This is a genomic window from Xenorhabdus koppenhoeferi (assembly GCF_900116635.1).
Lineage (GTDB): Bacteria > Pseudomonadota > Gammaproteobacteria > Enterobacterales > Enterobacteriaceae > Xenorhabdus > Xenorhabdus koppenhoeferi.
In genome coordinates this window covers 1-24,607 of the sequence record NZ_FPBJ01000006.1, presented here as the reverse complement: position 1 = coordinate 24,607, position 24,607 = coordinate 1, and the positions used below count along the sequence as shown (strand labels likewise).

21 protein-coding genes, 1 tRNA gene and 1 pseudogene are annotated in these 24,607 nt (G+C 39.7%); 10 read left to right on the top strand and 13 right to left on the bottom strand.

What is annotated here, in order from left to right; translation table 11 throughout:
- The first annotated feature begins 17 nt into the window (after positions 1–17).
- Entirely contained in the window at positions 18–791 is a 774-nt protein-coding gene (locus BM329_RS03165) for an N-acetylmuramoyl-L-alanine amidase (RefSeq protein ID WP_092548789.1), read from the top strand.
- 279 nt (positions 792–1,070) lie between these two features.
- Here BM329_RS03165 and BM329_RS15270 read toward each other — a convergent pair whose 3' ends face one another.
- From BM329_RS15270 to BM329_RS03140, 5 genes are all read right to left on the bottom strand, one after another.
- The gene (locus BM329_RS15270; protein WP_422643805.1) at positions 1,071–1,232 is read right to left on the bottom strand and encodes a hypothetical protein; all 162 of its coding nucleotides are present in this window, start codon (positions 1,230–1,232) and stop codon (positions 1,071–1,073) included.
- Between the two features lie 347 nt (positions 1,233–1,579).
- The gene (locus BM329_RS03155) at positions 1,580–2,173 is read right to left on the bottom strand and encodes a lytic polysaccharide monooxygenase (protein WP_092548785.1); all 594 of its coding nucleotides are present in this window, start codon (positions 2,171–2,173) and stop codon (positions 1,580–1,582) included.
- A 342-nt stretch (positions 2,174–2,515) separates the two neighbouring features.
- Positions 2,516–2,592, bottom strand: a tRNA-Pro gene (locus tag BM329_RS03150).
- Positions 2,593–2,667: 75 nt separating this feature from the next.
- A complete protein-coding gene (gene yejM, locus BM329_RS03145) occupies positions 2,668–4,407 on the bottom strand; it encodes an LPS biosynthesis-modulating metalloenzyme YejM (protein ID WP_092548782.1) in 1,740 nt (579 codons plus the stop codon).
- A 28-nt stretch (positions 4,408–4,435) separates the two neighbouring features.
- Entirely contained in the window at positions 4,436–4,663 is a 228-nt protein-coding gene (locus tag BM329_RS03140) for a YejL family protein (RefSeq protein ID WP_092548779.1), read from the bottom strand.
- Positions 4,664–4,940: 277 nt separating this feature from the next.
- Between BM329_RS03140 and yejK the strand changes: the two genes are divergently transcribed.
- Complete coding sequence (gene yejK, locus BM329_RS03135) at positions 4,941–5,948, top strand: nucleoid-associated protein YejK (protein ID WP_092548776.1); 1,008 nt, start codon at positions 4,941–4,943, stop codon at positions 5,946–5,948.
- A 109-nt stretch (positions 5,949–6,057) separates the two neighbouring features.
- Here the strand turns inward: yejK and rplY are convergent, their stop codons facing one another.
- Both rplY and radD read right to left on the bottom strand, forming a co-directional pair.
- Positions 6,058–6,339 carry a 50S ribosomal protein L25 gene (gene rplY / locus BM329_RS03130; protein WP_092548947.1) on the bottom strand — a complete coding sequence of 94 codons (282 nt, stop codon included), beginning with the start codon at positions 6,337–6,339 and terminating at the stop codon, positions 6,058–6,060.
- A gap of 165 nt (positions 6,340–6,504) precedes the next feature.
- On the bottom strand, positions 6,505–8,262 hold the full coding sequence (radD, locus tag BM329_RS03125) for a DNA repair helicase RadD (protein ID WP_092548773.1): 1,758 nt from the start codon (positions 8,260–8,262) through the stop codon (positions 6,505–6,507).
- Positions 8,263–8,652: 390 nt separating this feature from the next.
- Here radD and rsuA point away from each other — a divergent pair, with 390 nt between their 5' ends.
- The 3 genes from rsuA to BM329_RS03110 all read left to right on the top strand — a co-directional run bounded on the left by rsuA (position 8,653) and on the right by BM329_RS03110 (position 11,606).
- Entirely contained in the window at positions 8,653–9,360 is a 708-nt protein-coding gene (gene rsuA, locus BM329_RS03120) for a 16S rRNA pseudouridine(516) synthase RsuA (RefSeq protein ID WP_092548770.1), read from the top strand.
- A 32-nt stretch (positions 9,361–9,392) separates the two neighbouring features.
- Positions 9,393–10,580, top strand: coding sequence for a Bcr/CflA family multidrug efflux MFS transporter (locus BM329_RS03115; RefSeq protein ID WP_092548767.1), 1,188 nt, complete (start codon positions 9,393–9,395; stop codon positions 10,578–10,580).
- A 681-nt stretch (positions 10,581–11,261) separates the two neighbouring features.
- Entirely contained in the window at positions 11,262–11,606 is a 345-nt protein-coding gene (locus BM329_RS03110; protein ID WP_092548764.1) for a YejG family protein, read from the top strand.
- 100 nt (positions 11,607–11,706) lie between these two features.
- Here the strand turns inward: BM329_RS03110 and mepS are convergent, their stop codons facing one another.
- The 4 genes and pseudogenes from mepS to mtr form a co-directional block, all read right to left on the bottom strand.
- Entirely contained in the window at positions 11,707–12,294 is a 588-nt protein-coding gene (mepS, locus tag BM329_RS03105) for a bifunctional murein DD-endopeptidase/murein LD-carboxypeptidase (protein ID WP_092548761.1), read from the bottom strand.
- 345 nt (positions 12,295–12,639) lie between these two features.
- A complete protein-coding gene (locus BM329_RS03100; RefSeq protein WP_092548758.1) occupies positions 12,640–13,344 on the bottom strand; it encodes a phosphatase PAP2 family protein in 705 nt (234 codons plus the stop codon).
- Positions 13,345–14,207: 863 nt separating this feature from the next.
- Positions 14,208–14,741: pseudogene (gene efpL, locus BM329_RS03090) on the bottom strand (elongation factor P-like protein EfpL); the annotation flags it as partial.
- A 139-nt stretch (positions 14,742–14,880) separates the two neighbouring features.
- A complete protein-coding gene (gene mtr / locus BM329_RS03085; RefSeq protein ID WP_092548752.1) occupies positions 14,881–16,125 on the bottom strand; it encodes a tryptophan permease in 1,245 nt (414 codons plus the stop codon).
- Between the two features lie 290 nt (positions 16,126–16,415).
- Here mtr and fruK point away from each other — a divergent pair, with 290 nt between their 5' ends.
- On the top strand, positions 16,416–17,354 hold the full coding sequence (gene fruK, locus BM329_RS03080) for a 1-phosphofructokinase (protein WP_092548749.1): 939 nt from the start codon (positions 16,416–16,418) through the stop codon (positions 17,352–17,354).
- Here fruK and nfo read toward each other — a convergent pair whose 3' ends face one another.
- Together nfo and BM329_RS03070 are read right to left on the bottom strand one after the other, a co-directional pair.
- Entirely contained in the window at positions 17,355–18,197 is an 843-nt protein-coding gene (nfo, locus tag BM329_RS03075; RefSeq protein ID WP_092548745.1) for a deoxyribonuclease IV, read from the bottom strand.
- A 91-nt stretch (positions 18,198–18,288) separates the two neighbouring features.
- Positions 18,289–19,371, bottom strand: coding sequence for a YeiH family protein (locus BM329_RS03070; protein ID WP_092548742.1), 1,083 nt, complete (start codon positions 19,369–19,371; stop codon positions 18,289–18,291).
- A 187-nt stretch (positions 19,372–19,558) separates the two neighbouring features.
- Here BM329_RS03070 and yieE point away from each other — a divergent pair, with 187 nt between their 5' ends.
- The 4 genes from yieE (at position 19,559) to BM329_RS03050 (ending at position 24,524) form a co-directional block, all read left to right on the top strand.
- The gene (gene yieE / locus BM329_RS03065) at positions 19,559–20,422 is read left to right on the top strand and encodes a DNA-binding transcriptional regulator YeiE (RefSeq protein WP_092548739.1); all 864 of its coding nucleotides are present in this window, start codon (positions 19,559–19,561) and stop codon (positions 20,420–20,422) included.
- 145 nt (positions 20,423–20,567) lie between these two features.
- Positions 20,568–22,055, top strand: a complete 1,488-nt coding sequence (locus tag BM329_RS03060) for an amino acid permease (protein WP_092548736.1) — start codon at positions 20,568–20,570, stop codon at positions 22,053–22,055.
- Between the two features lie 230 nt (positions 22,056–22,285).
- A complete protein-coding gene (locus BM329_RS03055) occupies positions 22,286–23,419 on the top strand; it encodes an ABC transporter substrate-binding protein (protein WP_092548733.1) in 1,134 nt (377 codons plus the stop codon).
- A gap of 19 nt (positions 23,420–23,438) precedes the next feature.
- On the top strand, positions 23,439–24,524 hold the full coding sequence (locus BM329_RS03050) for a FecCD family ABC transporter permease (protein WP_092548730.1): 1,086 nt from the start codon (positions 23,439–23,441) through the stop codon (positions 24,522–24,524).
- The last annotated feature ends 83 nt before the right edge of the window (positions 24,525–24,607 follow it).

Here is a 24,607-nt window from a genome sequence, read left to right as displayed (position 1 = left end):
AATAAAGGAAAACAATGATGTATAAGATTGATTATAATTTGTATCGTTCGCTCAAAAGCTTTAACAGGCGTTCCCGCTTCTTAGTTATGCACTACACTGCTCTGAATTTTGAAAAATCCATTAAAGCATTGACGGGAAATTTTGTTAGTGCCCATTATTTAGTCCCAAATCCAGATGATCTGACCTATCGGGCTGCCGGATTTAATGAAGTTCATATATTCAGTTTAGTGGATGAACTCGAAAGGGCCTGGCATGCCGGAGCTAGCAGTTGGGCAGGGCGGTCAGGGTTAAATGATACATCTATTGGTATTGAAATTGTGAATGAAGCTAGTGATAATGGTGGCATTTTCACGTTTCCCCCTTATAATCCTGATCAAATTGACGCTGTTAAAGAATTAACCATTAATATTTTGCAACGTTATCCAGATATTACCCCTACTCATATCGTAGGGCATTCAGATATTTCTTGGAAAAGAAAATCCGATCCAGGCCCTTCATTCCCGTGGAAAGAGCTATATGATGCAGGAATTGGGGCATGGTATGACGAAGAGATTAAGCATAAATATATTGAACAATTCGATCACTGTCTGCCTGATCGTATTGAAATTTTAGAAAAATTGAAACGTTATGGATATGATGTTTCAGGAGCGAAAGAAGACAAAAACTTTCAATTATTAATCAGAGCATTCCAAATACACTTCCGTCCATCATTCTATGACGGTATAGCTGATATAGAAACTATTGCTATTCTCTATGCATTAATCGAAAAATACTTCGATCATAACTCATAATTTATTATTCAATCTATCTGAGTTGAACAAAATTTAAGTTGTGACATTGTTAATAATGCCACAACTTAAAAAATGAAGTGAAAATTTTGAAAAAATACCAATGCATATTACGGTACCGGCTTACAGTTTAACGTAACTTCAAATATCATTATTGATGTTTCATATGAATCTACAAAATTAAAGTATATTGGTTTCTTGGATTCGCATATTAACCTGACACGCAAATTAATAGCGGAGATGGAGATTAGTGAAAAGGTTATTGATAAGCTTACTTTTTTATCATAAATTATCTTTTGTTGGAGCCTTTCCAACATGAGTATTCTGATGATGAGTAAATTCTAGATGCCAGGAGTGATTAGGATAGCCTAACATGATGCCATCAAAATTATCGTGATTTTTAAATTCGATTAGTATAGTGAAATTTAAGCCTTTACAGTACATATACCCGTCGTCTTTCAAGTTGCAGCTTTGTTGGCTGCGCTCACTCACCCCAGTCACATAGTTAGCTATGCTCCTGGGGGGTCATTCCCTTGCCGTCGTGCTGCATCTTGAAATCCATTGGGTATAGCTGAAATTCCAACGAGATTGTCTGTTGGCCTGGCAATTCTAAGTATAGTTGATTTTTTCATTTTTTTATTAAGTAAGGTAAATTGGTAAGCGTATCCTATATAAAATTATTTTTGTTTTATTAGGAAAAAGTGCTGGCATTCTATCAGCACTTTTCATGTTTATTATTTTTAATGTGACTAATTAATTATGAATAAAAATATGAATGCAACTAAAAAACACTATTTAATATCAGCATCAATAACTTGATAGAAAGCATTATTAGTGTCTGCAATTGTCCATGTACCGAGAATGACATGGTATCCTGAACGTTCTGGTACATCACAAGTTAAAGAGACATTCTGAGATGGTTTTTTTCCATCATCAAAACGTTCACAGAAAGGATTTAAATCAAATTGTGCACGGGTGAGAGGTTTATTTGGGTCCCAATCCGGTTTGGTAATAAAAAATTGCCATGAAGTAGTGCTATGCAGGGCTGTTAATGTCCATGAAAAAGTGTTAGTGCCTTTATTAATTGCGACATGATGCCAGCGATCTGCACTCTGTTCGTTGAGTTGATTGAATTGACTAACTCCACCACTGGCAATGCTCCCATCAGGTGGCCCACTTTGTGGAAAACCTTTAGAGCCTTCAACAGATTGTGGCTCATACATAACAGGCCCACAATTTTTGTTAGTAAGTTTAGCGCATAAAAGTGCTCTGCTTGGTGGGGAATCGATATATCCGTGGAGAGTAGTTGCTTCAGCAGTACCAGATAATGAGATTGAACCAAAAGTAGTCAATCCCACTAAAAGTAATGACTTTTTAATGTTCATGATGAGTTTCCTATTTTTCATGCTTGACTGTAAAATAAGTAAAGTTACTTATTTTTATTATAGTAGTTGTTATATATGAAATTTAATTCATTTTTTATGGAAGTGCATAGGGATATTTATAACAAAATTAGTCAATTATAAATGCTTAATTTATGATAGAGGTATGCTAGGAAGATTTGCTTAAGTTAAGTGATTCTTGTTTAAGATAATTAATAAAAATAGATAAGTAAGATTTGATTCTTTTATATTATCTTAAGGTGTAAGTATTAGATGAGGTTTTAACTAAGCAAATTCCACCTATAAAAAAACCAACCGTAACAGGTTGGTTTTTCTGGGGAAATTTGGTCGGCATGATAGGATTTGAACCTACGACCCCCGACACCCCATGACGGTGCGCTACCAAGCTGCGCTACATGCCGATGACTTTTCCTATACTACCGTTTTTTATTTTCAAAGCAATCCCCTAACTTAATGAGTGCTTGATTTTTAAACGATTAATTCGCTAAAAAACGTTTCACTTCAGTTAATATCTGTAATAGTTGAGCTAGGTTTGGTTTGATAGGCTGAATTTCATTGCCATCCAAATCATATAGATGATATTCCCCATCTTTAGAAAGATAAATGGTGTTTGTAGCGGTTGTAACTATTAATGAGCCGTCATTACCAGTAATCAGCCATGGATTTTCTCTCTGAGCGTTGAAGAGATCTTCTCCTTGTGAATAATCTTCTGGAGAATTACTTACGTGCAGTAAGCGCTGCATTAACGTTGTCATGATATCCTGATGATTGGTTAGTTTATTTACTACTTGCGCTGGTGTATCTGGCCAGTGAATTATCAGGGGAACATGGATTTTTTCGCGGTTGAATTTATCCCCGGTAAACCATGATACTGAGCGGTTTGTCGCGTCTTTGCTCTGCTTGGCTGTAATCACGATGATAGTTTTATTCAGGATGCCTTTATTGGTCAAAGTTTCTAAAACAGTGTTGATTTCTGTATCCAGCGCTTTTTTATCAAAGTTACTTGATGGATATGTGAGACCATTAATATCCAGGAATGAGAACCACGGTGTTGAATTATTACGTAGATCCAACCAATGACGCCATTGGGACACAGTTAAGTTATCGTTCTGTTTATTGGTATTTGGCAATGAGTAATCGGTTAAAATAGCTTGACGGTAAAGTGGGGTTTCAAATCCATCTGAAGAAAAAAGACCAAATTGATACCTCTGATGCGCCAGTGCATCAATAAGTGCGGATGATTTTCTTGCATTGAGTATACCGTCCAGATAACCCGATGATATGCCATAGAATAAACCAAATAATGCAGTATCGTTCTTAACACCAGTACTGAAGTGTTGAGTAAACTGGATATTTTTCTTCGCAAAGTGTTGCAAGGTTGGCATATCCGTGAGGATATCTTGATTATCCAGCCCATCTACGACGAGCAAGAGCAAGTTATAGCCGCGTCCGGTATCATGGTAGGAGAGGTTATTCAGTGGATAATCGACGCTTAGTGCCGCCGGATTTCCTTGTTGATTAATACGGCGTTGATATTCTTGTTGATCCAGTAGTCCATGCTTTTCAAGGAATTTACGGGCAGTCATTGGATAAGAAAGCGGTAAGTTTGAGCGCTGCATGGTAATTGGACGATAGAAATTAGCATCTGCCCAAATATACATAAGATGGGAAGCTATAAAAGTGGTAATAAATACGGCTGCCAATGGCTTGCCAAATCGTTGTCGACTCAGGCTACGTAGTTTTTGCCAGCTCCATGTACCAAAGAGCATCTGTATCAGAAAAATAATAGGTATACAGATGAACATTAGTTGCCATTCCCTTGCCAATTCGCCTTGTTCTGGATTAATCACTAAATCCCAAACCAGTGGGGTTAAGTGTAAGTGAAAGCGAACATAGATGGAGGAATCGAAGATTAACAGCGTTAATCCTGCTGTTGCTAATGCAGCTGAAAGAAACCTTAATAACCGCTGAGACATAACAATAAATGTTAGCGGGAATAAGATAAGTAAGTAAATGGCAAAGACGATAAAGCTGAAGTGGCCGAGCCAACTGACCAGCGCATAGACGCGACCAAACAGTGAACCCGGCCAGTCAGATGCAAATAAATAGCGACTGCCCAGCACAAGACTGAACACGATGTTGAACAGTGCGAACCAGTGCCCCCAACTGATCATCTGAGAAACTTTTTCGCGGTAATGCTGACGGTTAGTCACCATATTTTCTTTACGTCAAGGTTTAAGTAAATTAATGCGCTTTATCTTCGTTAATTGAAGACTGTAACGCGCGTGCAAATGAGTCTGCGATGTGCTTGCGCTGCGCAGGAGCAATGCTCGTATTAATTAAATTCGTTACCATATTGCCCAAAACCATCAAGGTGAGGTCAGTTGGCGTATGGTTTTTCTCGAAAACATTTACTAATTCAGTTAATAAATGTTCAACTTTTTCATCGCTATAGCGAGATGACTGTGGCATAAATCAAATATCCTGAATGTACAAAGCCCCATATCTTACCGTATAGAAGGGGGATTTTCCGCTTTTTTATAACAAATTAATTCCTTATTGTGGAAGTTGTTGCCATTCTTGAATCTGTTGCATCCTTTTAGTCTTTGATATGTTGAATGTTGATAATTAATTTGTGAACGTTTTTCCATCATTTGGGTTTTTGATTGCAGCAGAAAGATAACGATGTTTGAATACGTCGCTAACCGCAAGAGCCTGTACGGTCAAAGCTGCAAAAGGAGTATAAATAATGAGTCTGGAAATTACCCAGATCGCGTTACATCGGTTGATTAAACGTGACGAACAAACGTTAGAAGTAATTTTGCGCGATTCTCTTCTGGATGCTAATCAAGTTGTCGAAGAGATGATGGCGGAATTACATCGTGTATATAGCGCGAAGAGCAAAGCTTACGGTTTGTTCAATGAAGAGAGTGAACTGGCAGAATCCCTTCGTCATTTGCGTAAAGGAGATGAGGATTTTCTTGGTTTTAGCCGAGCAGCAACCGTGCGTCTGAGAGATGAGTTGGCAAAGTATCCGTTTGCAGAAGGTGGAACGGTGTTGTTTTGTCAATATAGATACCTGACGGTGGAATATTTGCTCATAGCAACCCTTAATAGCTGTAACAGTATGTCTGTCAATGATGAACTTGATGTGAACACGACGCAATATCTTGATATTCCTCATGCTGACATTGTTGCGAGAATCGATTTGACTGAGTGGGAAACTAATCCTGAATCCAGCCGTTATTTGACTTTCCTCAAAGGGAGGATAGGGCGAAAAGTTTCTGATTTTTTTATGGACTTTCTGGCTGCCAGTGAAGGAATGAATGCGAAAGTACAGAATAAGGGGCTGTTGCAGGCTGTGGATGATTATTGTGAATCGGTACAGTTGGATAAAAATGAACGTCAGGCTTATCGCCAGCAAGTTTATGGTTACTGTAATGAGCAATTGCAGGCAGGCGAAGAGATTAAATTACAAGAACTATCCCAAGAATTACCAGCTCTGGGTGAGCAAAGTTTCCAGCAGTTTTCACAGAAACAGGGATATGAATTGGAAGAAAGTTTCCCTGCTGATCGTGGGACATTGCGCCAATTGACAAAATTCGCAGGTAGTGGCGGAGGGCTGACCATAAATTTTGATGCAATGTTAATGGGAGAAAGGATTTTTTGGGACCCAGTTACGGATACATTGACAATTAAAGGTACTCCACCGAATCTACGTGATCAATTACAACGTCGTGGTAGTGGTAATCGCTAATTTTGATAGTCAATATGAATAATTAAATATATTAAGCTGTAGAAATAAATAACGCCGCAAATGCGGCGTTATTTACTCGGCGTCCCGATAAAAGCTCGACTGTGGCTAATTAAGCACGCAGGAAATCGATGTGCGTCAGTTTAGGTTTAAACGGATGACGCTGTACTGCCTGCACTTTAACTTTAGTTTCTTTACCATCAACAACCAGAGTCATAACTTCGTAGAATTCTGGTTTGCTTTCGTGGTTGATAACTGCATCGTGATCCAGTTCGATAGAAACTGGCTCTTGGTTACCGCCATAGATGATCGCTGGAAACTTGTTAGCTCTACGCAGGCGGCGGCTCGCACCCTTACCCTGCTCTTGACGTACTTTCGCATTAATAGTTAACATCATTTTTTCTCTATAAAAGAAGAAAATAAATCCTGCTACAGGCGACCCAGCAGCAGGCTCGATACTTGGCTTAACATTATGTATTACGCTAAGCGGACGGCATTCTAACGAAAATCCGATATGGCAGCAAATAGAAATGTATTTTACGGTGGGTATTGGATGTCCTTAATACAGATCATCAGCTCGTCTAAATCGTCCTTTATAGTCAAAAATTTTTTCCCGAATTTGCCAAAACTGGCCTTTTTTGCGTGCGACAATAAAATCAGGATGACGTAATAAAGAGAGTTGATGAATGATATCTGTCACTGTTTTCCACAGAAATGTTGTACCGGGTGCGCGTTGATGCTGGCGGAGGAATTGGAGTTCAAATACCTTCTTTTGGGCTGGAGTGGATAAACGGAACAGTTCTGATACATCCGCACCATCTTCGTCGTAATACGTAATTTTCAGCCATTCTCCTTTATTATCGTGGCCTGGTGTCAATTGCATTCCACCACAGCGCAGAACCAGAGCATCTTTGAGTTTCAGGGCGGCTTTGAGCATATCATCAGGATCGACCAGTACTTCTTCGCAGCGGTGGCAACGTCGGGCCGCTATATCGTTTTCTTGGCCACAATGTGGACATGATTTGAAACGAAAACGGAAGTCACATTGCAGTCGTTTCCCATTTTCATCTTCTTCCCATCCTTGGCAGCGCCGTCCAAAGTGCTCAATGATCTTTCCCTCTACGGTGCAAGTTCCCCAAAAAGTATTGGCGAACTGACAGATGGGGCAAAAAACCTGCACCGGTTGACTTTGTGAGTTAGGCTTACTGCTGCCAACTTCTGGCGTGTAAAGATCATGGGGATTACCTGCGTAGTCCAGAATTAAACACTCTTTTTTATCAGGAGACAGACGTAATCCACGCCCGATGATCTGTTGGTAGAGGCTGACAGATTCTGTTGGCCGTAATATTGCAATTAAGTCTACATGGGGAGCATCAAACCCTGTTGTGAGTACGGCAACATTGACCATGTAGAACAGTCGTTGTTCCTTGAATGCAGTAATTAAAAGATCTCGTTCTGATGCAGGAGTATCTGCGCTCACAAAAGCGGCTTGATCGGCAGGTAATAATTGTGAAATTTCTTTGGCGTGTTCGACCGTAGCAGCAAAAATCATCACTCCTTTCCGGTCTTGGGCATATTCAATGATCTGTTTGATGATATGCGGTGTAATACGTTTTTGGCGTTTTAACTCACGGTTTAGCTCAACTTCGTTGAAAATACCTTGTTGACTGGTACGAACCTGACTGAAGTCATATTGTATTACTGGTATATCTAGTCTTTCTGGAGGAACCAGAAAGTGGTGTTTAATCATATAGCGCAGGGGAAGTTCATAAATACAATCACGGAAAAAACATCGTTCATCACCGCGCATCATACCATGATAATGGTATTGGTATATCCAGCCAGAACCCAGACGATAAGGTGTTGCAGTTAAACCTAAGATACGTATTTGAGGATTGTTTTTTTGTAGCTGCTGAATAATTTGTTGATATTGGCTATTTTCATCGCCACTAATGCGATGGCATTCATCAATGATTAGTAATGAAAAGTGGTAGTCAAAGTGACCCAGGTTGCGGACAATGGACTGAATACTGCCAAAAACCACTTTTCCTTCGCTTTGTTTTTGATTGAGTCCGGCTGAAAAAATATCTGCATTTAATCCATAAGTACAATATTTACTGTGATTCTGGGCCACAAGCTCTTTGACATGTGCCAGTACTAAAACACGGCCGTGAGCTAGTTTTGCCAATTCAGCGATAACAAGGCTTTTACCTGCTCCTGTTGGCAAAACAATAACAGCAGGATCTCCATGTTGGCGGAAATAACGGATGGTAGCATCTATCGCTTCTTGTTGATAAGGGCGTAAAGTAAAAGCCATTTTGTGTTACTGTCATGGTATCAGGTGAAAGATTATTGATGCAGATAATAACATTTTTCATTTATACACTTCGTCTTTCAAACTACCTCTTTGTTGGCTGCGCTCGCTCACCCCGGTCACATAGTTATCTATGCTCCCGGGGATTTGCTCTCTTGCCGTCGCGATGCAACTTGAAATCCATTGTGTATAGCCTTGCTGACGAGAAAGCATTTGTTACTTTGTTTTCGTAGGGAATTAGACGAGTGATAACAATTGATTTACTATTGTTATAATTTTCTGTGTTATGATTATTCTAAAAATTATCTATGTAATCTAATATCCTAATAGTAGCCTTGAGGTTATTTGTATCATCAAAGGCGTGTTCATGTTTTTATCAGGTAGATCTATTTCATGCGATTGGATAAATTTTTATCACAACAGTTAGGTATTAGCCGTAATGATGTGGGACGTGAGTTACGGGCAGAATTAGTTACAGTTGATAATGAAGTTATCAAGACAGGTGCCTATAAATTGAAGCCCGATCAGCAAGTTGCTTATGATGGAACGATATTGCAACAATTAAATGGCCCTCGTTATTTTATGTTGAATAAACCTCAGGGATATGTGTGTTCAACAGATGATCCCTCAAACCCGACTATTTTATATTTTATTGATGAACCCGTTGCACATAAATTACATTCCGCAGGGCGATTAGATATTGATACCACAGGGTTAGTTCTGCTGACTGATGATGGCCAGTGGTCACACCGTATTACATCTCCCAAGCATCATTGTGAAAAAACGTACCTTGTTACATTGGAACACCCGATATCGGGAGATATTGAGGAGAAATTCCTTGCCGGAATCCAGTTGAATGGTGAAAAAACACTAACAAAACCAGCACAATTGGAAATTATTGAACCTCAAATTGTACGTTTAACTATCAGTGAAGGGCGCTACCACCAAGTAAAACGCATGTTTGCGGCAGTAGGTAATTATGTTGTTGAACTCCATAGGGAACGAATTGGGGAAATTAATCTCGATCCAGCATTGGGAGCGGGGGAATACCGAGCGCTGGCTGATAGTGAAATAAATAGCATACAGATGCCAAGATTATAATTTTTTAACCTTCAATTTTTAGGAGTACCTACGTGCAACAACAGAGATTATCCTATTTGGGATTAGTCTTGATCCTTGGCTTGCTCTCTATGTTAATGCCATTGGCAATTGATATGTATCTACCGAGTATGCCAACGATCGCTGAAGATTTTGGTGTTAGTGATGGTTTGGTGCAAATGACGCAGAATAGCTATATTCTGGGGTTCGCCATTGGGCAAATAATATATGGGCCAATGTCAGATAGCTTAGGACGCAAACCTGTTATTTTAGGCGGTGTCATTGTCTTTGCCATATCTTCTGCAGCATGTGCTTTGGCACAAGATATTCATACTTTTATCTCCATGCGTTTCTTGCATGGTTTTTCTGCTGCTGCGGCTGGTGTTGTAATTAACGCATTGATGCGTGATATGTTCACGAAAGAGGAATTTTCCCGCAGTATGTCTTTTGTGACATTAGTGATGGTTATCGCACCACTATTGGCTCCCATGTTGGGTGGAATAGTGATGATATGGTTTAATTGGCATGCTATTTTCTGGTCAATCGCTATTGTTGCGGTAATTGCTGTAGCTTTGGTCGCTTTTTTCATCAGGGAAACGTTACCAAAAGAGAAAAGGCAGAGATTCCACTTAAGAACCACATTGAAACAGTTTATTATGCTGTTTAGGCAGCGTCAGGTATTGTGCTATATATTAGCCAGCGGTTTTTCCTTTGCAGGAATGTTTTCTTTCCTTACAGTCGGCGCATTTGTTTACATTAAATTAAATGGCGTGTCTGCGCAGGATTTTGGTCACTATTTTGGATTGAACATTATTTTCCTATCCATCATGGCGACTATTAATAGCCAGTGTGTTCACAAATATGGCCCATTGAAAATGCTGCATGTGGGGCTATTTGTCCAATTCATTATGGGATTATGGTTATTTTTTAGCACAATGTTCGATTTAGGGTTTATTTCGCTGGTAATTGGTGTTGCCATTTATATCAGCGGGATCTCCATGATCACATCGAATACTATGGCTGTTGTATTGGATGATTATCCCCATATGGCGGGAACTGTTTCTTCATTAGCTGGAACTATCCGCTTTAGTATTGCTGCGTTAGTGGGAGCTATTTTGTCTTTATTGCCAGAGGAAAATGCTTGGCCAATGGTAGGATCAATGGTGTTATGTGTGATATTAGCGGTATCACTTATTATCTATGCACGTAAGGTGCAAAAATAAAATTTCTCTGAGGCTATCCTTTAATATTGGACAGCCTTGTTGTTTGCTCTATATCCTCCGTTGTTTTTGGGATTCGTTCCCTTTGCCACCCCACTGCATATTGAAATCCATTGAGTATAGTTTTTAAAGATCCTCTTCTCAGCCCGATAGTGGTTAAGTGAGTATTGTTTCCTAAAGTATCTTGAATACGCAAAAAAGCGATTAATTGCCTTAATAGACAGGAAATAGCGAATGATCATTGGACAAATGTGGAGATTTATTAACTTCTTTGTACTGGCAAGTACCGTTCTGTTTGTTTTTTTGTTAACTTTTTGTTGCGCCTTAAGTGAGTGTAGATAATAATGGAACCATTATTAATTAATTGGTTGTAAATAAAGAATATTATTCTTTTATTTGTATGTGATAAAGTTTGAAGAAAGCATACATGTAAATAAATATTTAATGAAAGGTTATTACCTTGCATAAAAATAAGTTGAATTTTCTACCTAAACAGTATAAATATATATAAAATGCGATAGACCTCGCATTTTTTTAAGGTGGAAAATGAAAGAAGGGCGATAGTTTTATTTTTATTTTAACTTTTTATTTACTTTTTTATTGGGTGGTTATTCGGTTTTGACGAATCGAGAACCTACAGCTGGTGGTTAGATGTATTAATGTTATTTCTAATAGGAATGATATGTGGATAATATCCAACTTTCGGTAGTACACAGACTGCCGCAAAGTTATCGGTGGTCATCTGGTTTTGTTGGTACGAAAGTTGAAATTTTGCCAACAGAAGATGCAGATATGAAAAATAGCCTGGCAGGGCTGAAATTATTAAGCCATGAAGGCGAAAGAGCACGGGATATACTGCATGTTATAAATCAGTCTATTGCTGATATGCAGATATTAAGTGCTGTGATTGAGTGGGAAGAAGAACCATGTTTATTCTTTGCGAAAGAAGATGAGAGCGCTGTGATGTGTCGCCTCAAGACATTAGGTGCTGCAATAGCCGAAAATATAACTGCTTTGTACCCGCTATAATTTTTACTCATCAATAAAAAACGCTTACTGGATGGAAGCGTTTTTTATTGTCTGCAAGGGAGTTTCCTGAGTCATGAGTGACTGTGTTCGCTGGTATTGGCTATATTGAGGTTTTCGTATTTTTTGCTAGTACTCGCCTTGCTCCATAGTAACGTTTACTCCAATAAGCATTTGTCAGCTTGGATACGATTACTCCACTACTGGTTGAAGCATGCACAAACTGATTATTACCAAGGTAAATGCCGACATGACGCATCCTAATCCCTGTTTTGAACAGTACCAAGTCACCTACGCGTAATTTAGAACGGCTAACGGTTTGACCAATATTTTGTTGTTCTAACGTGGAACGAGGCAATGCCATGCCAAACTGATCATGAAATGTACGCTGGACAAAAGCTGAACAGTCAATGCCGCGCTTTGTGTTTCCACCAAGACGATAGGAAACACCTTTCCAGTCTGCATATTGGTTAAGTAGCTTAGATTTAGTATCTAAATTATTAACCAAAGTTTCAAATTCATCCTGAGATGATTGCAGTAAGAAATGCTTCTGAGAGTTTACTGCATGCATCTCAGTTTGTTTATTACGGAGCTTGGAATCTGGTGAACTACATGCAGTTAGCACTACTGCCGCTAGAATTGCGGGAATTAGCCGCAATATGTATCTCAGTATTGATTGAGACTTGACCATCGTATTGATTTTCCCCTGCAACTCTTAACGTGACTTATCGTCATCATAAAAAGCCAAACATTCTAAAGCCTAGTCATAATATGGTGAATAAACAACTTTTATGTTCCTAAAGTGTGTGAAACAACACATTTTATTATTACCTTTACAAAACGAATTATTTTAATAAAAAGGACGCAGAAAAGAGTACTGAAATCATTAATAAAAAGCGAGATATGAATAAGGTTATTTACAAAAAATTAGATTAGTAACTAAGGAGTTAGAGAGGCTTATTATGTTTTTATACTGATTTGATAAATACCTTATAATATTGGGCAGATATCTGCTATCTACCCAATAATTGCAGTATCAACTAGGTCGTCTAATATGCGGTAATTTCTTATCTAGCCATTTTGCGATAATGTCACTTAATGGAGTTAATAATACCCAGCTCATGCCAATCAGTGTCAGGGATAAGGAGCCGACAGCAATGTCTGTAAACCAGTGAGCACCGGCCATAATGCGGGGAAGGGCGAAAACAACCATAATCAACAGAGCAACAAAGAATGCGCCGCGAGAGATATAACGAAGGATAAAGCTACTGAAAATTAAAAGCATTAACCCATGATCGCCAGGGAAGCTATCTTTGGAGGCATCTTTAGTATGCCAACTTGTCGTTTCCCCTATGCGATTAACATCTTCAAATGTCAATGTTGGACTAGGGCGGTTGACAGGAATTTGGTGACCAATTTGGTTAATGATTACAGCTGAGATTAGCATCACTAGGCCAAGCATGAAAAGCCCACGCTTACCCGCATAATCCTGTTTGCGAAACGCGCTGTAATAAAGCAGTCCCATACATAAAAGTGAGATAACATCAAATGTTCTTACATTAGTGATAGCTACAAATAGGGAGAATTTTGAATTTGGCAGCAGTTTCTCATTAAAAAAATAAAAAATGCTGGAATCAATATGAAACCAAAAACCGTGGTTCTCTGGTAGGTACCATGAGAGAAACAAGGCGATACCAAGGATATTAAGCAAAAGTATGGCTAGTGGGTGACTGCGAGTCATGGAATACCTATTTAACGCGAAAATGGACTTTAGTAGTCAAATTAACAGGAATGGCACTATAACAAAATTTATAGGAAAGCGTAATAACTAAGGGGAGCATCGTTAAGGTGTGATTATATCAGTATATTTGGACATTTCATCGATGAATTATTCTATTGTTAATATAAAAGATGATTTCCTGATATTAGAAAAATAGCTCAATCCACATTTCAGTACCGAAAATATATATTTAGCGCAACATTGATGTCTGACTATTATCAAATAACTACATATGAATAACTTTATATCCAAATTTATTGAGATATTATGTTGATTTGTGGTCGAGATAAATAAAAAGTATTGCGCTTAATTGTTCTGTTTGTTTTATTTAATATACATAAATTATTTAATAAAAATATTGTCATTATTTTTAGAAAAAAGTTTATATTTGATATTTATCAATAAAAAGTGTTGATGTCGTATTTTTTTACATGAAATAGTTATTATGGAAATGAAGGATATAAAGGTAACTGAGTTTTAGTTAATGGAAAAACGAAAGTGAGGTAGCCATGCAAAATTATCTTAAATTATTCATTGGCGGTTTATTGATTTCATGGCTTTCTTATGGATATGCCGAATCAACAGGAGGAATAATTCGGTTCTCAGGTGCTATTGTTGACCCAGGATGTCAGGTTATCATATCAAAAACTCAGGCCAATATTTCTTGCTATCGGTTGGGAAAAAATCTCACAATTAGGCAAATCATTTCAACTCACAAAACAACAGGTAGAGTCATACTTCCTGGTAACATAGGTGTTTCCAGTGTGAAGTGGACAGATAACCAGAAACGTGTGGCAATTGTTAATGTGGATTATTTTTGACTGAATGCGGATTTTTTCGCCGGAGCTGAGATATTCGGGAACTTGAATAGTTAATCCTGTACTCATTTTAGCTGGTTTAGTGCGCGCGCTTGCAGAGGCTCCTTTAATGCCCGGTGATGTTTCGTCAATGACCATATCAACAGTCTGTGGCAATTCAATAGCCAGTAATTGACCATCTATTATCAGAACCTGCATTCCTGATAAACCTTCTTCTGGAATAAACAGCAGTTTCTCTTCAATTTGATCTTTTTTGAAATGATAAGGGGTGAAGTCTTCATCATCCATGAAAATATATTCATCTCCGTCAATATAAGAAAGATTTACACTTCAGCGAGTTAATGTGATGGTTTCGATAATATCATCACCTTTGAAACGCTCTTCCACCTTTTGGACAGTACGAATATCAGTAAAACGCATTTTGTACAGAGTACTGGCACCACAAGCGCTGAGTGACTGAATATCAATGTCTTTCACTAACAGTAATTTTCCATTATGGTTGATCGCAGCACCGCGTTTAATTTTATTGGTTTTAGCTATAGATACCTTCCGTTAGAACAAGAAAATAGTGGAATGAAGATTCAAGTGGCGACAAAATTACTCGCAGTCAACTTAGCAAGTCAACTTATTAGGCAAGAAATGAATGCCCCAGTTAAAAGACTGGGGCAAAGGGAAAACATTAACGATAAGTTGGTAACAAATCAAACAAGGAAAGGATATGGGCTATTGCATTTACCAAACCGAACAGGATAACAAAGGCTATCAAGAGATTCCCTCCCGGAGCACGGTAGTTAGATTCCGGATAACGCTGACGGCTGGCACGAACCATTAGTGCAGGAATAATAACTGCCCACATTGTTGCGGCAAGACCCGCAAAACCAATTGCATACAGGAAGCCGTTTGGAAAGAGCAATGCCAGTACAGTAGGTGGAGCAAACGTTATCAGTGCTGTTTTAAAACGTCCTTTTCCGCTGTCATCGAATTTAAAAAAGTCTGCCAGATAATCAAATAATCCCAGTGATACCCCTAAAAATGAACTTGATAATGCCATATATGAAAAGGCATTTAAAAAGCGGGCCACGGCTGGATTGTCGGATGTATTATCCATCTGTTGCAGTAAGTTACCAATATTACCCCCATCGGCAATAATTTGTTTGAAAGCTTCACGGGGAATATTTCCCTGAATTGCGTACTGCCACAAAATATAGATGACCAAGGTTATTAATACACCGTATAGCAAACTGCGAGTAACAGCTTTACTGTCTTTGTGATAATACTTAACCAGCCCGGGGACATTGCCGTGATAGCCAAATGATGTCAGCAGATAAGGTAAGGCACCCAAAGCGTAAGGTAAATAACTTGTGTCGGTGTTGTTCAAATTTAATAAAATGGTTGTTTTGACACCTGTAAACATGCCTCCGACAGACATGATAAAGGTGATTACCATCCCGCCGATTAATATTGTGCTTAAACGATCGACTGCTTTAGTGGATATCCAAACAATAAAGGCAACGATAAAGGCGAATATCAAGCCAGCTACTGACTGTTTTATCGGAAGAATATGCTCAATATTGTGGAGTATGATTGAGCTTCCCGCTGAGATATAAGCATAGGTCAGGATATACAAAACGAAGGTGATGGATAAACCGGTCAGAATGCTCCAGCTTTTACCTAGTAAGTCTTTGGTAACAGTATGGAAGCTGGAACCAATAGGATAATTCAGATTAGATTCAAGAATCATCAGACTGGAAAAATAAAGGCATACGCAGGTATACACCAGTAAAATAATTGATCCTGTAAACCATACGCCTGAGGTGACAATCGGAATAGAAAACATACCAGCACCGATAGCAGTACCGGCAATGATCATAGCGCCACCGAATATGGAGGGGCGTTTCAAATTCTGCGTTACCTCAATGGTCATATAGACTCCTGATGAATGGCATTACCTTGTACTAGCGCAACGATACAGTAATGAGCAATATGTGTAAATAAATATTTATGGAAGTTAAATAAGTCGTTTTTGCGGTATTTTTCATACAAAGGCAGGAGGAGGAAAATTCTTTCGTGGAATATTTTTTACTTTCAGATAGTGATAATACAATGATCAGTCTAGTAGTCATTTTAACTGAAACGATTCAATTTTGATGTTATAAATAACGGCGAAATCTTATATTTTACTTATGACTGTTTATTCAGGAGAAACTGGGCAAGATGAGCTGTCGAGTTGCCACAATTACTTTAAATCCAGCTTATGATTTAGTTGGCTTATGTCCAGATATTGTCAAGGGAACCGTTAACCGTGTACAGACAGCAGGGTTTCATGCTGCTGGTAAAGGGAATAATGTTGCGAAGGTTTTGTGTGACTTGGGTATCGATGTCACCGTCAGTGGTTTTCTGGGGCAAGATAATCAGGAAGGGTTTCAGCAATTTTTCAGCGAAAATAACATGGTGAATCGTTTCCATTTAGTCTCAGGACGAACGCGTATTAATGTGAAACTGACGGAAAAGTACGGTGAAGTGACGGATTTTAATTTTTCCGGTTTTTACGTGACAGAGGATGAATGGAACAAATTTGTCAGTGATTCTCTTATGTGGATGGACCAATTTAATATGGTTGTGGTCAGTGGCAGTTTGCCAGAGGGGATCTCGCCAGAATTATTTGCGGATTGGATGATTCAATTACGCCACCATTGTCCTTGTGTTATTTTTGATAGCAGCCGAGAAGCACTGGTTGCTGGCCTCAGGGCATCACCGTGGCTGGTAAAACCTAATCGTCATGAATTGGAAGTCTGGGCAGGTAAACCACTACCAGATTTAAACAGTGTTATCGATGTCGCCCATAAATTGCGCGATAGCGGGATTGCCCATGTAGTGATTTCACTGGGAGAACAAGGCGCATTATGGGTTAATGCTTCTGGGGCATGGTTGGCGAAACCGCCGCATTGTGAGGTTATCAGTACGGTTGGGGCGGGGGATTCTATGGTTGGTGGATTGGTTTATGGTTTGCTGATGCGTGAATCCAGCGAACATACATTACGTCTGGCAACCGCAGTTTCCGCACTTACGGTTAGCCAGCCGAATGTTGGGATTAGAAGCCGTACTGAACTTGCTGCAATGATGTCAAGGATCGAACTGACCGCGGTTAGATGATTAATTTTGCTGAGATTTCAGCCAAGCAATTTCTTGATCCCAAATATCTGGATTGATCGTTTCAAGAACCAAAGGAATACCATTGAAGCGATCATCTTTCATAATATAACTGAAAGGTGTTTTACCGATATTACCTTCACCAAGGCTATGGTGTCGGTCAACTCGACTCGAGAATTCACTTTTGGCATCGTTTAGGTGCATAGCTTTCAAATAATTGAATCCAATAATTTCATCGAAGACTTTGAAGGTTTTGTCGCAGTCTTTTTCAGTCCGTAAGTCGTAACCTGCTGCGAAAGCGTGGCAGGTATCAATACAGACACCAACGCGAGTTTTGTCTTCAACACCGTCAATAATCGCAGCCAGCTGTTCAAATTTAAAACCTAGGTTAGTTCCTTGTCCAGCCGTATTTTCGATGACTGCGATAACATTCTGTGTCTTGTCCAAAGTCATATTAATAGATTCTGCGATACGGGCTAGGCATTTATCAATATCAATTTTATTGAGATGACTTCCGGGATGAAAATTCAGTAAATCAATGCCTAACTGCTCACAACGCTGTATTTCATCAATAAACGCAGCGCGAGATTTTTCCAGGGCTTCTGTTTCAGGGTGACCAAGATTAATCAGATAGCTGTCATGGGGAAGAATTTGTCGACTGCCATAGCCGTAACGCTCACAATTTTCCTTAAATTTATCAATGACTTCTGTCGATAACGGAGGGGCATGCCACTGACGTTGATTTTTAGTGAACAGGGCAAATGCTGTTGCGTTTAATTCATGGGCACGGATCACCGCTTGATCGACACCACCCGCAGCGCTCACATGGGCTCCAACAAATTTCATATTTTTCTCCTGTTTTTTATCATTATGACATTCTTCGTCTTGCCGATAAAATTCAGCTAAAAACAGCAATTCAATTTAGCATTAACTTCTTCTATCTCAATAAATAATGAACACCTTGATTGATAATTAATCCTCCTGCCATCAACCAAATAAACACAATAAGTGCCAATAGTATCGGTTTAACACCAGCTTGGCGAATGGCACTAACGTGGGTGTTTAAACCTAAAGCAACCATTGCCATTGTTAGCATGACAGTATCAGTGGCAATGATAAAGTGAACAAAGGATTCCGGTAATAGGTGAAAGGAATTGAAGCCTGCTGTAATAATGAAAAATACAGCAAACCAGGGAATGGTTATCTGGGATTTTTCTTGGTTGTTACTGCTGTTTTTTGCTTCCATGCGGTTAACATAACCTGAAAGCAAGAGCAAAAATGGTGCCAGCATCATAACACGGAACATTTTGCTGATAACGGCTGCATTTTCCGCATCACTGCCTAATGTATGTCCAATGGCGACAACTTGAGCAACTTCATGAACGGTTGAACCAGAGAAAATACCAAATGTTTCTTGGGAGAAATTTAGCCATTGGTAATGGGTATTGAGTTGATAAAACCAAGGATAGATAAAAATTGAGATAGTGCCAAAAATCACCACCGTGGAAATAGCGATAGCAACCTTATTGGCTGGTGCTTTAACCACGGGTTCTGTTGCCATAACCGCAGCCGCTCCACAAATGCTGCTTCCTGCTCCGATTAAGATGACAGTTTGGCTATCTAGCTTAAAAAAAGTGCGCCCTACCCATAATGTAATAAAAAAAGTTGAAGAAAGCATAATGGCATCAATCAGCATCCCAGTAGCGCCAATATCTGTAATTTGCTGAAATGTTAGCCTAAATCCATAAAAAATGATGCCTGCTCTCAGCAAGTAGTGTTTGGAAAAATGGATACCTTTATCACAAATGGATTTAAAAAAGGGATACAGTGTGTTACCTACAATGATCCCTAATAGAATGGCCAATGTCAGAACGCCCAATCCCATATCAATAAACCACTGAATACTGCTGATATAAATAGCTAGTGTTGTCAGAAGAACGACTAAAATAAAACCAGGCACTAATTTTAAGGCGCTATTTATGGTGGTTTTTGTCAATTCTTCCAGTTGATTTTTAGACATCACGGCGACTCTACACTTATACACTTTAGGAATAAGTATATAGAAGATTTTAAAATCAATAAAATTGATAAAATAAATATATATAACCAGAAAAACAAATCAAAAAAGTGTGACTTTTGTTAAGTTGCATAATACTGTCTAGAATCAAGACTACCTTTCTCTTTTATTTTGCTTCCCGTGAGGCCATATGCGTATCACTCTGAGACAACTGGAGATTTTTGCAGAAGTTCTGAAAAGTGGTTCAACGACACAGGCTTCCCTACAGCTGGCGTTATCACAGTCCGCAGTAAGTGCTTCTCTGACAGACCTTGAAGGGCAATTAGGTGTACAGCTGTTCGATAGGGTCGGGAAACGACTCGTGACCAACGAACATGGGCGTTTGCTTTATCCCAAGGCATTGGCATTGCTTGAGCGGGCTGGTGAAGTCGAGCAACTTTTCAAACTTGAGTTAGGGGCATTGCGATTGGCAGCCAGCAGTACGATTGGCAATTATATGTTGCCTGAAATGTTATCTAAATATCGTCAGGATTATCCTGATACACCTTTAGAATTAAATATCAGCAACACTGAAGATGTAATAAAGGCAGTTGTGGAATTTCGCGTCGATTTGGGATTGATTGAAGGCTTGTGTCATGATCCCGAATTGATCACGCAACCATGGATGAAAGATGAATTGATTGTTTTTTCCTCTCCAGAAAGCACATTATTGCAGCGCCAGCTTACTGTAGAAGATTTGATTAATGGACCTTGGATATTAAGAGAAAAAGGTTCAGGAACAAGGGAAATACTGGATCATCTACTGTTTTCGCAAATACCACGATTCAATATTGCTATGGAATTAGGCAATTCGGAGGCGATCAAACATGCCGTTCAATATGGAATGGGAATCAGCTGCCTCTCACGGCGGGTTGTCCAAGAACAGTTGAATAATGGAACATTAACTGAATTGGTGCTGCCCGGATTGCATCTCAACCGAACTTTGTACCTGATTTATCATCGTCAGAAACATATGTCCAATGCATTAAAAAAATTACTGAGTTATTGTAACTAGTTATTAGTATTAAAAATATAATCGTATAGCTAATAATTGGCCGTAGATTATGAAGGTATCTTATAACCACGAATTCGCCGCTATTCTAGGGGCGAGGATTTGTTACAATTCCGTATTAAATTTATTTTCATAATATAGGAATAGAATGTCTCAAGAACAATGTACGCCACGGGATCAGGCCCCTAAAACGCTACGCCGGGAATTAAAAGCACGGCATATGGCAATGATTGCTATTGGTGGATCGATTGGTACGGGGTTATTTGTTGCTTCTGGTGCAACGATTTCCCAGGCGGGTCCCGGTGGAGCCTTACTTTCCTATGTATTAATTGGCTTAATGGTGTATTTCTTGATGACCAGTTTAGGCGAATTGGCGGCGTACATGCCGGTTTCGGGATCATTTTCAACCTATGGTTCTAAATATGTTGATGATGGCTTCGGTTTCGCATTGGGATGGAACTACTGGTATAACTGGGCTGTGACCATTGCCGTTGATCTCGTGGCTGCACAGTTAGTCATGGGGTATTGGTTTAATGATGTTCCAGGTTGGGTATGGAGTGCATTGTTTCTTAGTCTGATCTTTTTGCTGAATTTTATCTCAGTTAAAGGCTTTGGCGAAGCAGAATATTGGTTTTCTCTGATCAAGGTTTCTACGGTAATCGTCTTCATTATTATCGGTATTCTAATGATCGCCGGTATTATGAAAGGGGCTGAAAGCGCAGGCTGGCATAACTGGGAAGTCGATGATGCGCCATTTGCGGGTGGTTTCGCTGCAATGATTGGGGTGGCAATGATTGTCGGTTTCTCTTTTCAGGGAACAGAACTGATCGGTATTACTGCTGGGGAATCTAAAGATCCGGCAAAAAATATCCCTCGCGCCGTGCGTAAGGTGTTTTGGCGGATCCTGTTATTCTATGTGTTTGCAATTTTGATTATCAGCCTGATTATTCCGTATACTGATCCTAGCTTGTTGCGTAATGATGTGAAGGATATCAGTGTTAGCCCATTTACTTTGGTATTTGAAAATGCAGGGCTGTTGTCCGCGGCTGCGATAATGAATGCAGTGATATTGACCGCTGTGCTTTCAGCCGGAAATTCGGGAATGTATGCCTCTACTCGTATGCTATTCACCTTGGCAAGGGAAGGTAAAGCCCCAAAAATTTTTGGTCACTTGTCGAAAGGTGGCGTTCCACGCAATGCACTTTATGTGACAACTGTGGTAGCTGGATTGTGTTTCCTCAGTTCCATGTTTGGAAATCAAACCGTATATCTGTGGTTATTGAATACCTCTGGGATGACGGGTTTTATCGCATGGCTGGGAATTGCAATTAGCCACTATCGTTTCCGTAAGGGCTATATTGCGCAAGGCTTGGATCTGAATAATCTTCCATATCGTTCAGGTTTCTTCCCAATCGGGCCTATTTTTGCCTTTATTTTGTGTCTGGTGATTACATTGGGGCAAAATTATCAGGCCTTTTTACAAGATACAATCGACTGGTACGGCGTTATCGCAACTTATATTGGTATTCCGTTATTCCTAATTATCTGGTTTGGTTACAAAATGAAAAAGAAAACTCGTTTTGTTAAATACCATGAGATGGAATTTCCGGTATTCAAATACACTGACAAGGAATAACTTGTTAATAAATGTTCAATAAAATGATGCTTATTAATTAACGCATTATTACGTTTATATGACAAAAAAACTGCTCTTTTTGTGATGAAAGCGGCAGTTTTTATTTTTCATAAGGGCAGCGAAAAAATATAGCGGGCAAATTTCAGATATATCAGGTAAATCGCATTGATAATTATTCTTATTTGATTTATTGTTAGCGCCACAATTGTTGCATTGAGAGGCTAACTAAAGTGAAGTTTGTATTTCGAGCAGTCGTGAAAAGTATAAGTATCGGTCTAATGGCAGGCTCCGCCATGATGGTGAGTTTTTCGTCTTGGTCTGAAACAGTCACTGATGTTGCCGGACGTACTGTTGAAGTGCCTGAGAAAGTCAATCGTATTTTGTTAGGTGAAGGGCGTCTGTTCCACTCTATAGCATTATTGGAAGGGGACAAACCTCTGGCTCGTATCGCTGGCTGGCAGGGTGATTTCCGTAAACTGGATCCACAAACTTACTCTATCTATAAAGCCAAATTCCCTGAAATTGATGATATTCCCCTGATTGGCAACACAAGTGCTGATAGTGTCAGTTCTGAAAAAGTGCTTACACTAAATCCTGATGTCGCTATTTTTGGTCTGTCCGGACATGGTCCGGGAAAAAATAGTGAATTGGTAAAACAATTGGAAAAAGCGGGCGTGCCTGTTGTTTTTGTCGATTTTCGCAACGATCCTCTGAAAAATACATTACCTAGCATCCGCATGCTGGGTAAAGTCCTGCATCGTGAAGAGCAGGCTAATGCTTATGCTGATTTTTATGAAAAAAATCAGAAAGTAGTGACTGACATTACTGACCGTATACCAGATGCACAGAAACCTTCCGTGTTTATTGAGTTAAGAGCAGGTTCCAGCGAAGATTGCTGTGGTACTGCGGGTAACGGTAACATGGGTAATTTCATTGACCTGGCAGGCGGCAAAAACATCGCCAAAGATGTACTTTCTTCTCCGTTGGGAACAATGAATCTGGAAAAAGTGATTGCGGAAGATCCTTATATCTATATTGCAAGTGGTGCACAAGATCCGGGTGATAAAGGTATAGGGATTCAGATGGGTGCCCAAACTTCTGCTGATATTGCCCGTGCTGGTTTGAAAGCTATCACTGAGCGTAAAGGTATCAATAACTTAACCGCAGTGAAAGAAGGGCGCAGCCACGCTATTTGGCATCACTACTACAATTCGCCTTACAACGTTGTTGTTACGCAAGTTTTTGCTAAATGGTTCTACCCTGAAAAATTTGCTGATTTAGATCCGCAACAAACTTTGAAAGAGCTACACAATAAATTCTTGGCTGTTGGAACAGCAGGTACGTATTGGGTCAGTGAGAAATAAGCAGTAACGGGTAATAAGAATGAGTGTTACTACCGAGCCTATGCCAATGGCGAAACAACAATTGAATGAGTGCGATATAAAAGCACATTATCGTCAGATCCTGCGCCAACGTATTGCATGGATATTGTTCATCGTTTTGGTGATTGGCACCTCTGTTGTACTGGATTTTACAATGGGACCATCAGGGTTATCTTTGCATACCCTCTGGCAAACACTGATTTCACCGGAAAGTGTTGATGCAGGAACGCGGGTGATTGTTTGGGATATTCGATTGCCCTATGCCTTGATGGCGGTAGTGATCGGCCTGTCACTTGGGCTGGCCGGCGCTGAAATGCAGACAATCCTGAATAACCCGCTAGCCAGCCCATTTACTTTGGGTGTCTCCAATGCCGCTTCTTTTGGTGCGGCACTGGCGATTGTGCTGGGAATCGGTATTCCAGGAATCCCAGAACAATGGTTTATTTCGGCAAACGCTTTTCTTTTTGCATTTCTAGCCGCTTTGATGCTTGATGGCATCACCCGTTGGACAAGAGTGGCAACCTCTGGTGTTGTGTTGTTCGGTATTGCGATGGTGTTTACCTTCGATGCTCTGGTTTCTATAATGCAATTTATCGCCACGGAAGACACCTTACAGGGGCTGGTTTTCTGGACGATGGGTAGCCTCTCCAGAGCGACATGGGAAAAATTGGGCATTATGATGTCAGTTTTTTCCATTATTATGCCTATCTCAATGAGCAACTCCTGGAAACTGACCGCATTGCGTCTGGGAGAAGATCGTGCGGTTAGTTTTGGTATTAATATCAGCCGCCTTCGTTTAGGAACATTGCTGCGTATCAGTATTCTGACAGCATTAGCGGTTGCATTTGTTGGCCCCATTGCCTTTATTGGATTGGTGGCTCCTCATATCGCCAGAATGATTTTTGGTGAAGACCACCGTTTCTATTTACCAGCGAGTGCCTTAATTGGTGCTTTGGTGTTATCAATCGCTTCCATTGCCTCCAAAAACCTGATTCCGGGTGTCATCATCCCTGTGGGAATTGTAACTTCACTGGTTGGTGTACCTTTCTTCCTTAGCATAGTTTTACGCCATAGGGGAATGAGATGAACGCATCCCAACTATTTGCTCCGGAGCAGGACTGATGAAGGGAGAGGTGTGGAGTCTCTCAGATTTCCGGCATCATAGTGCCC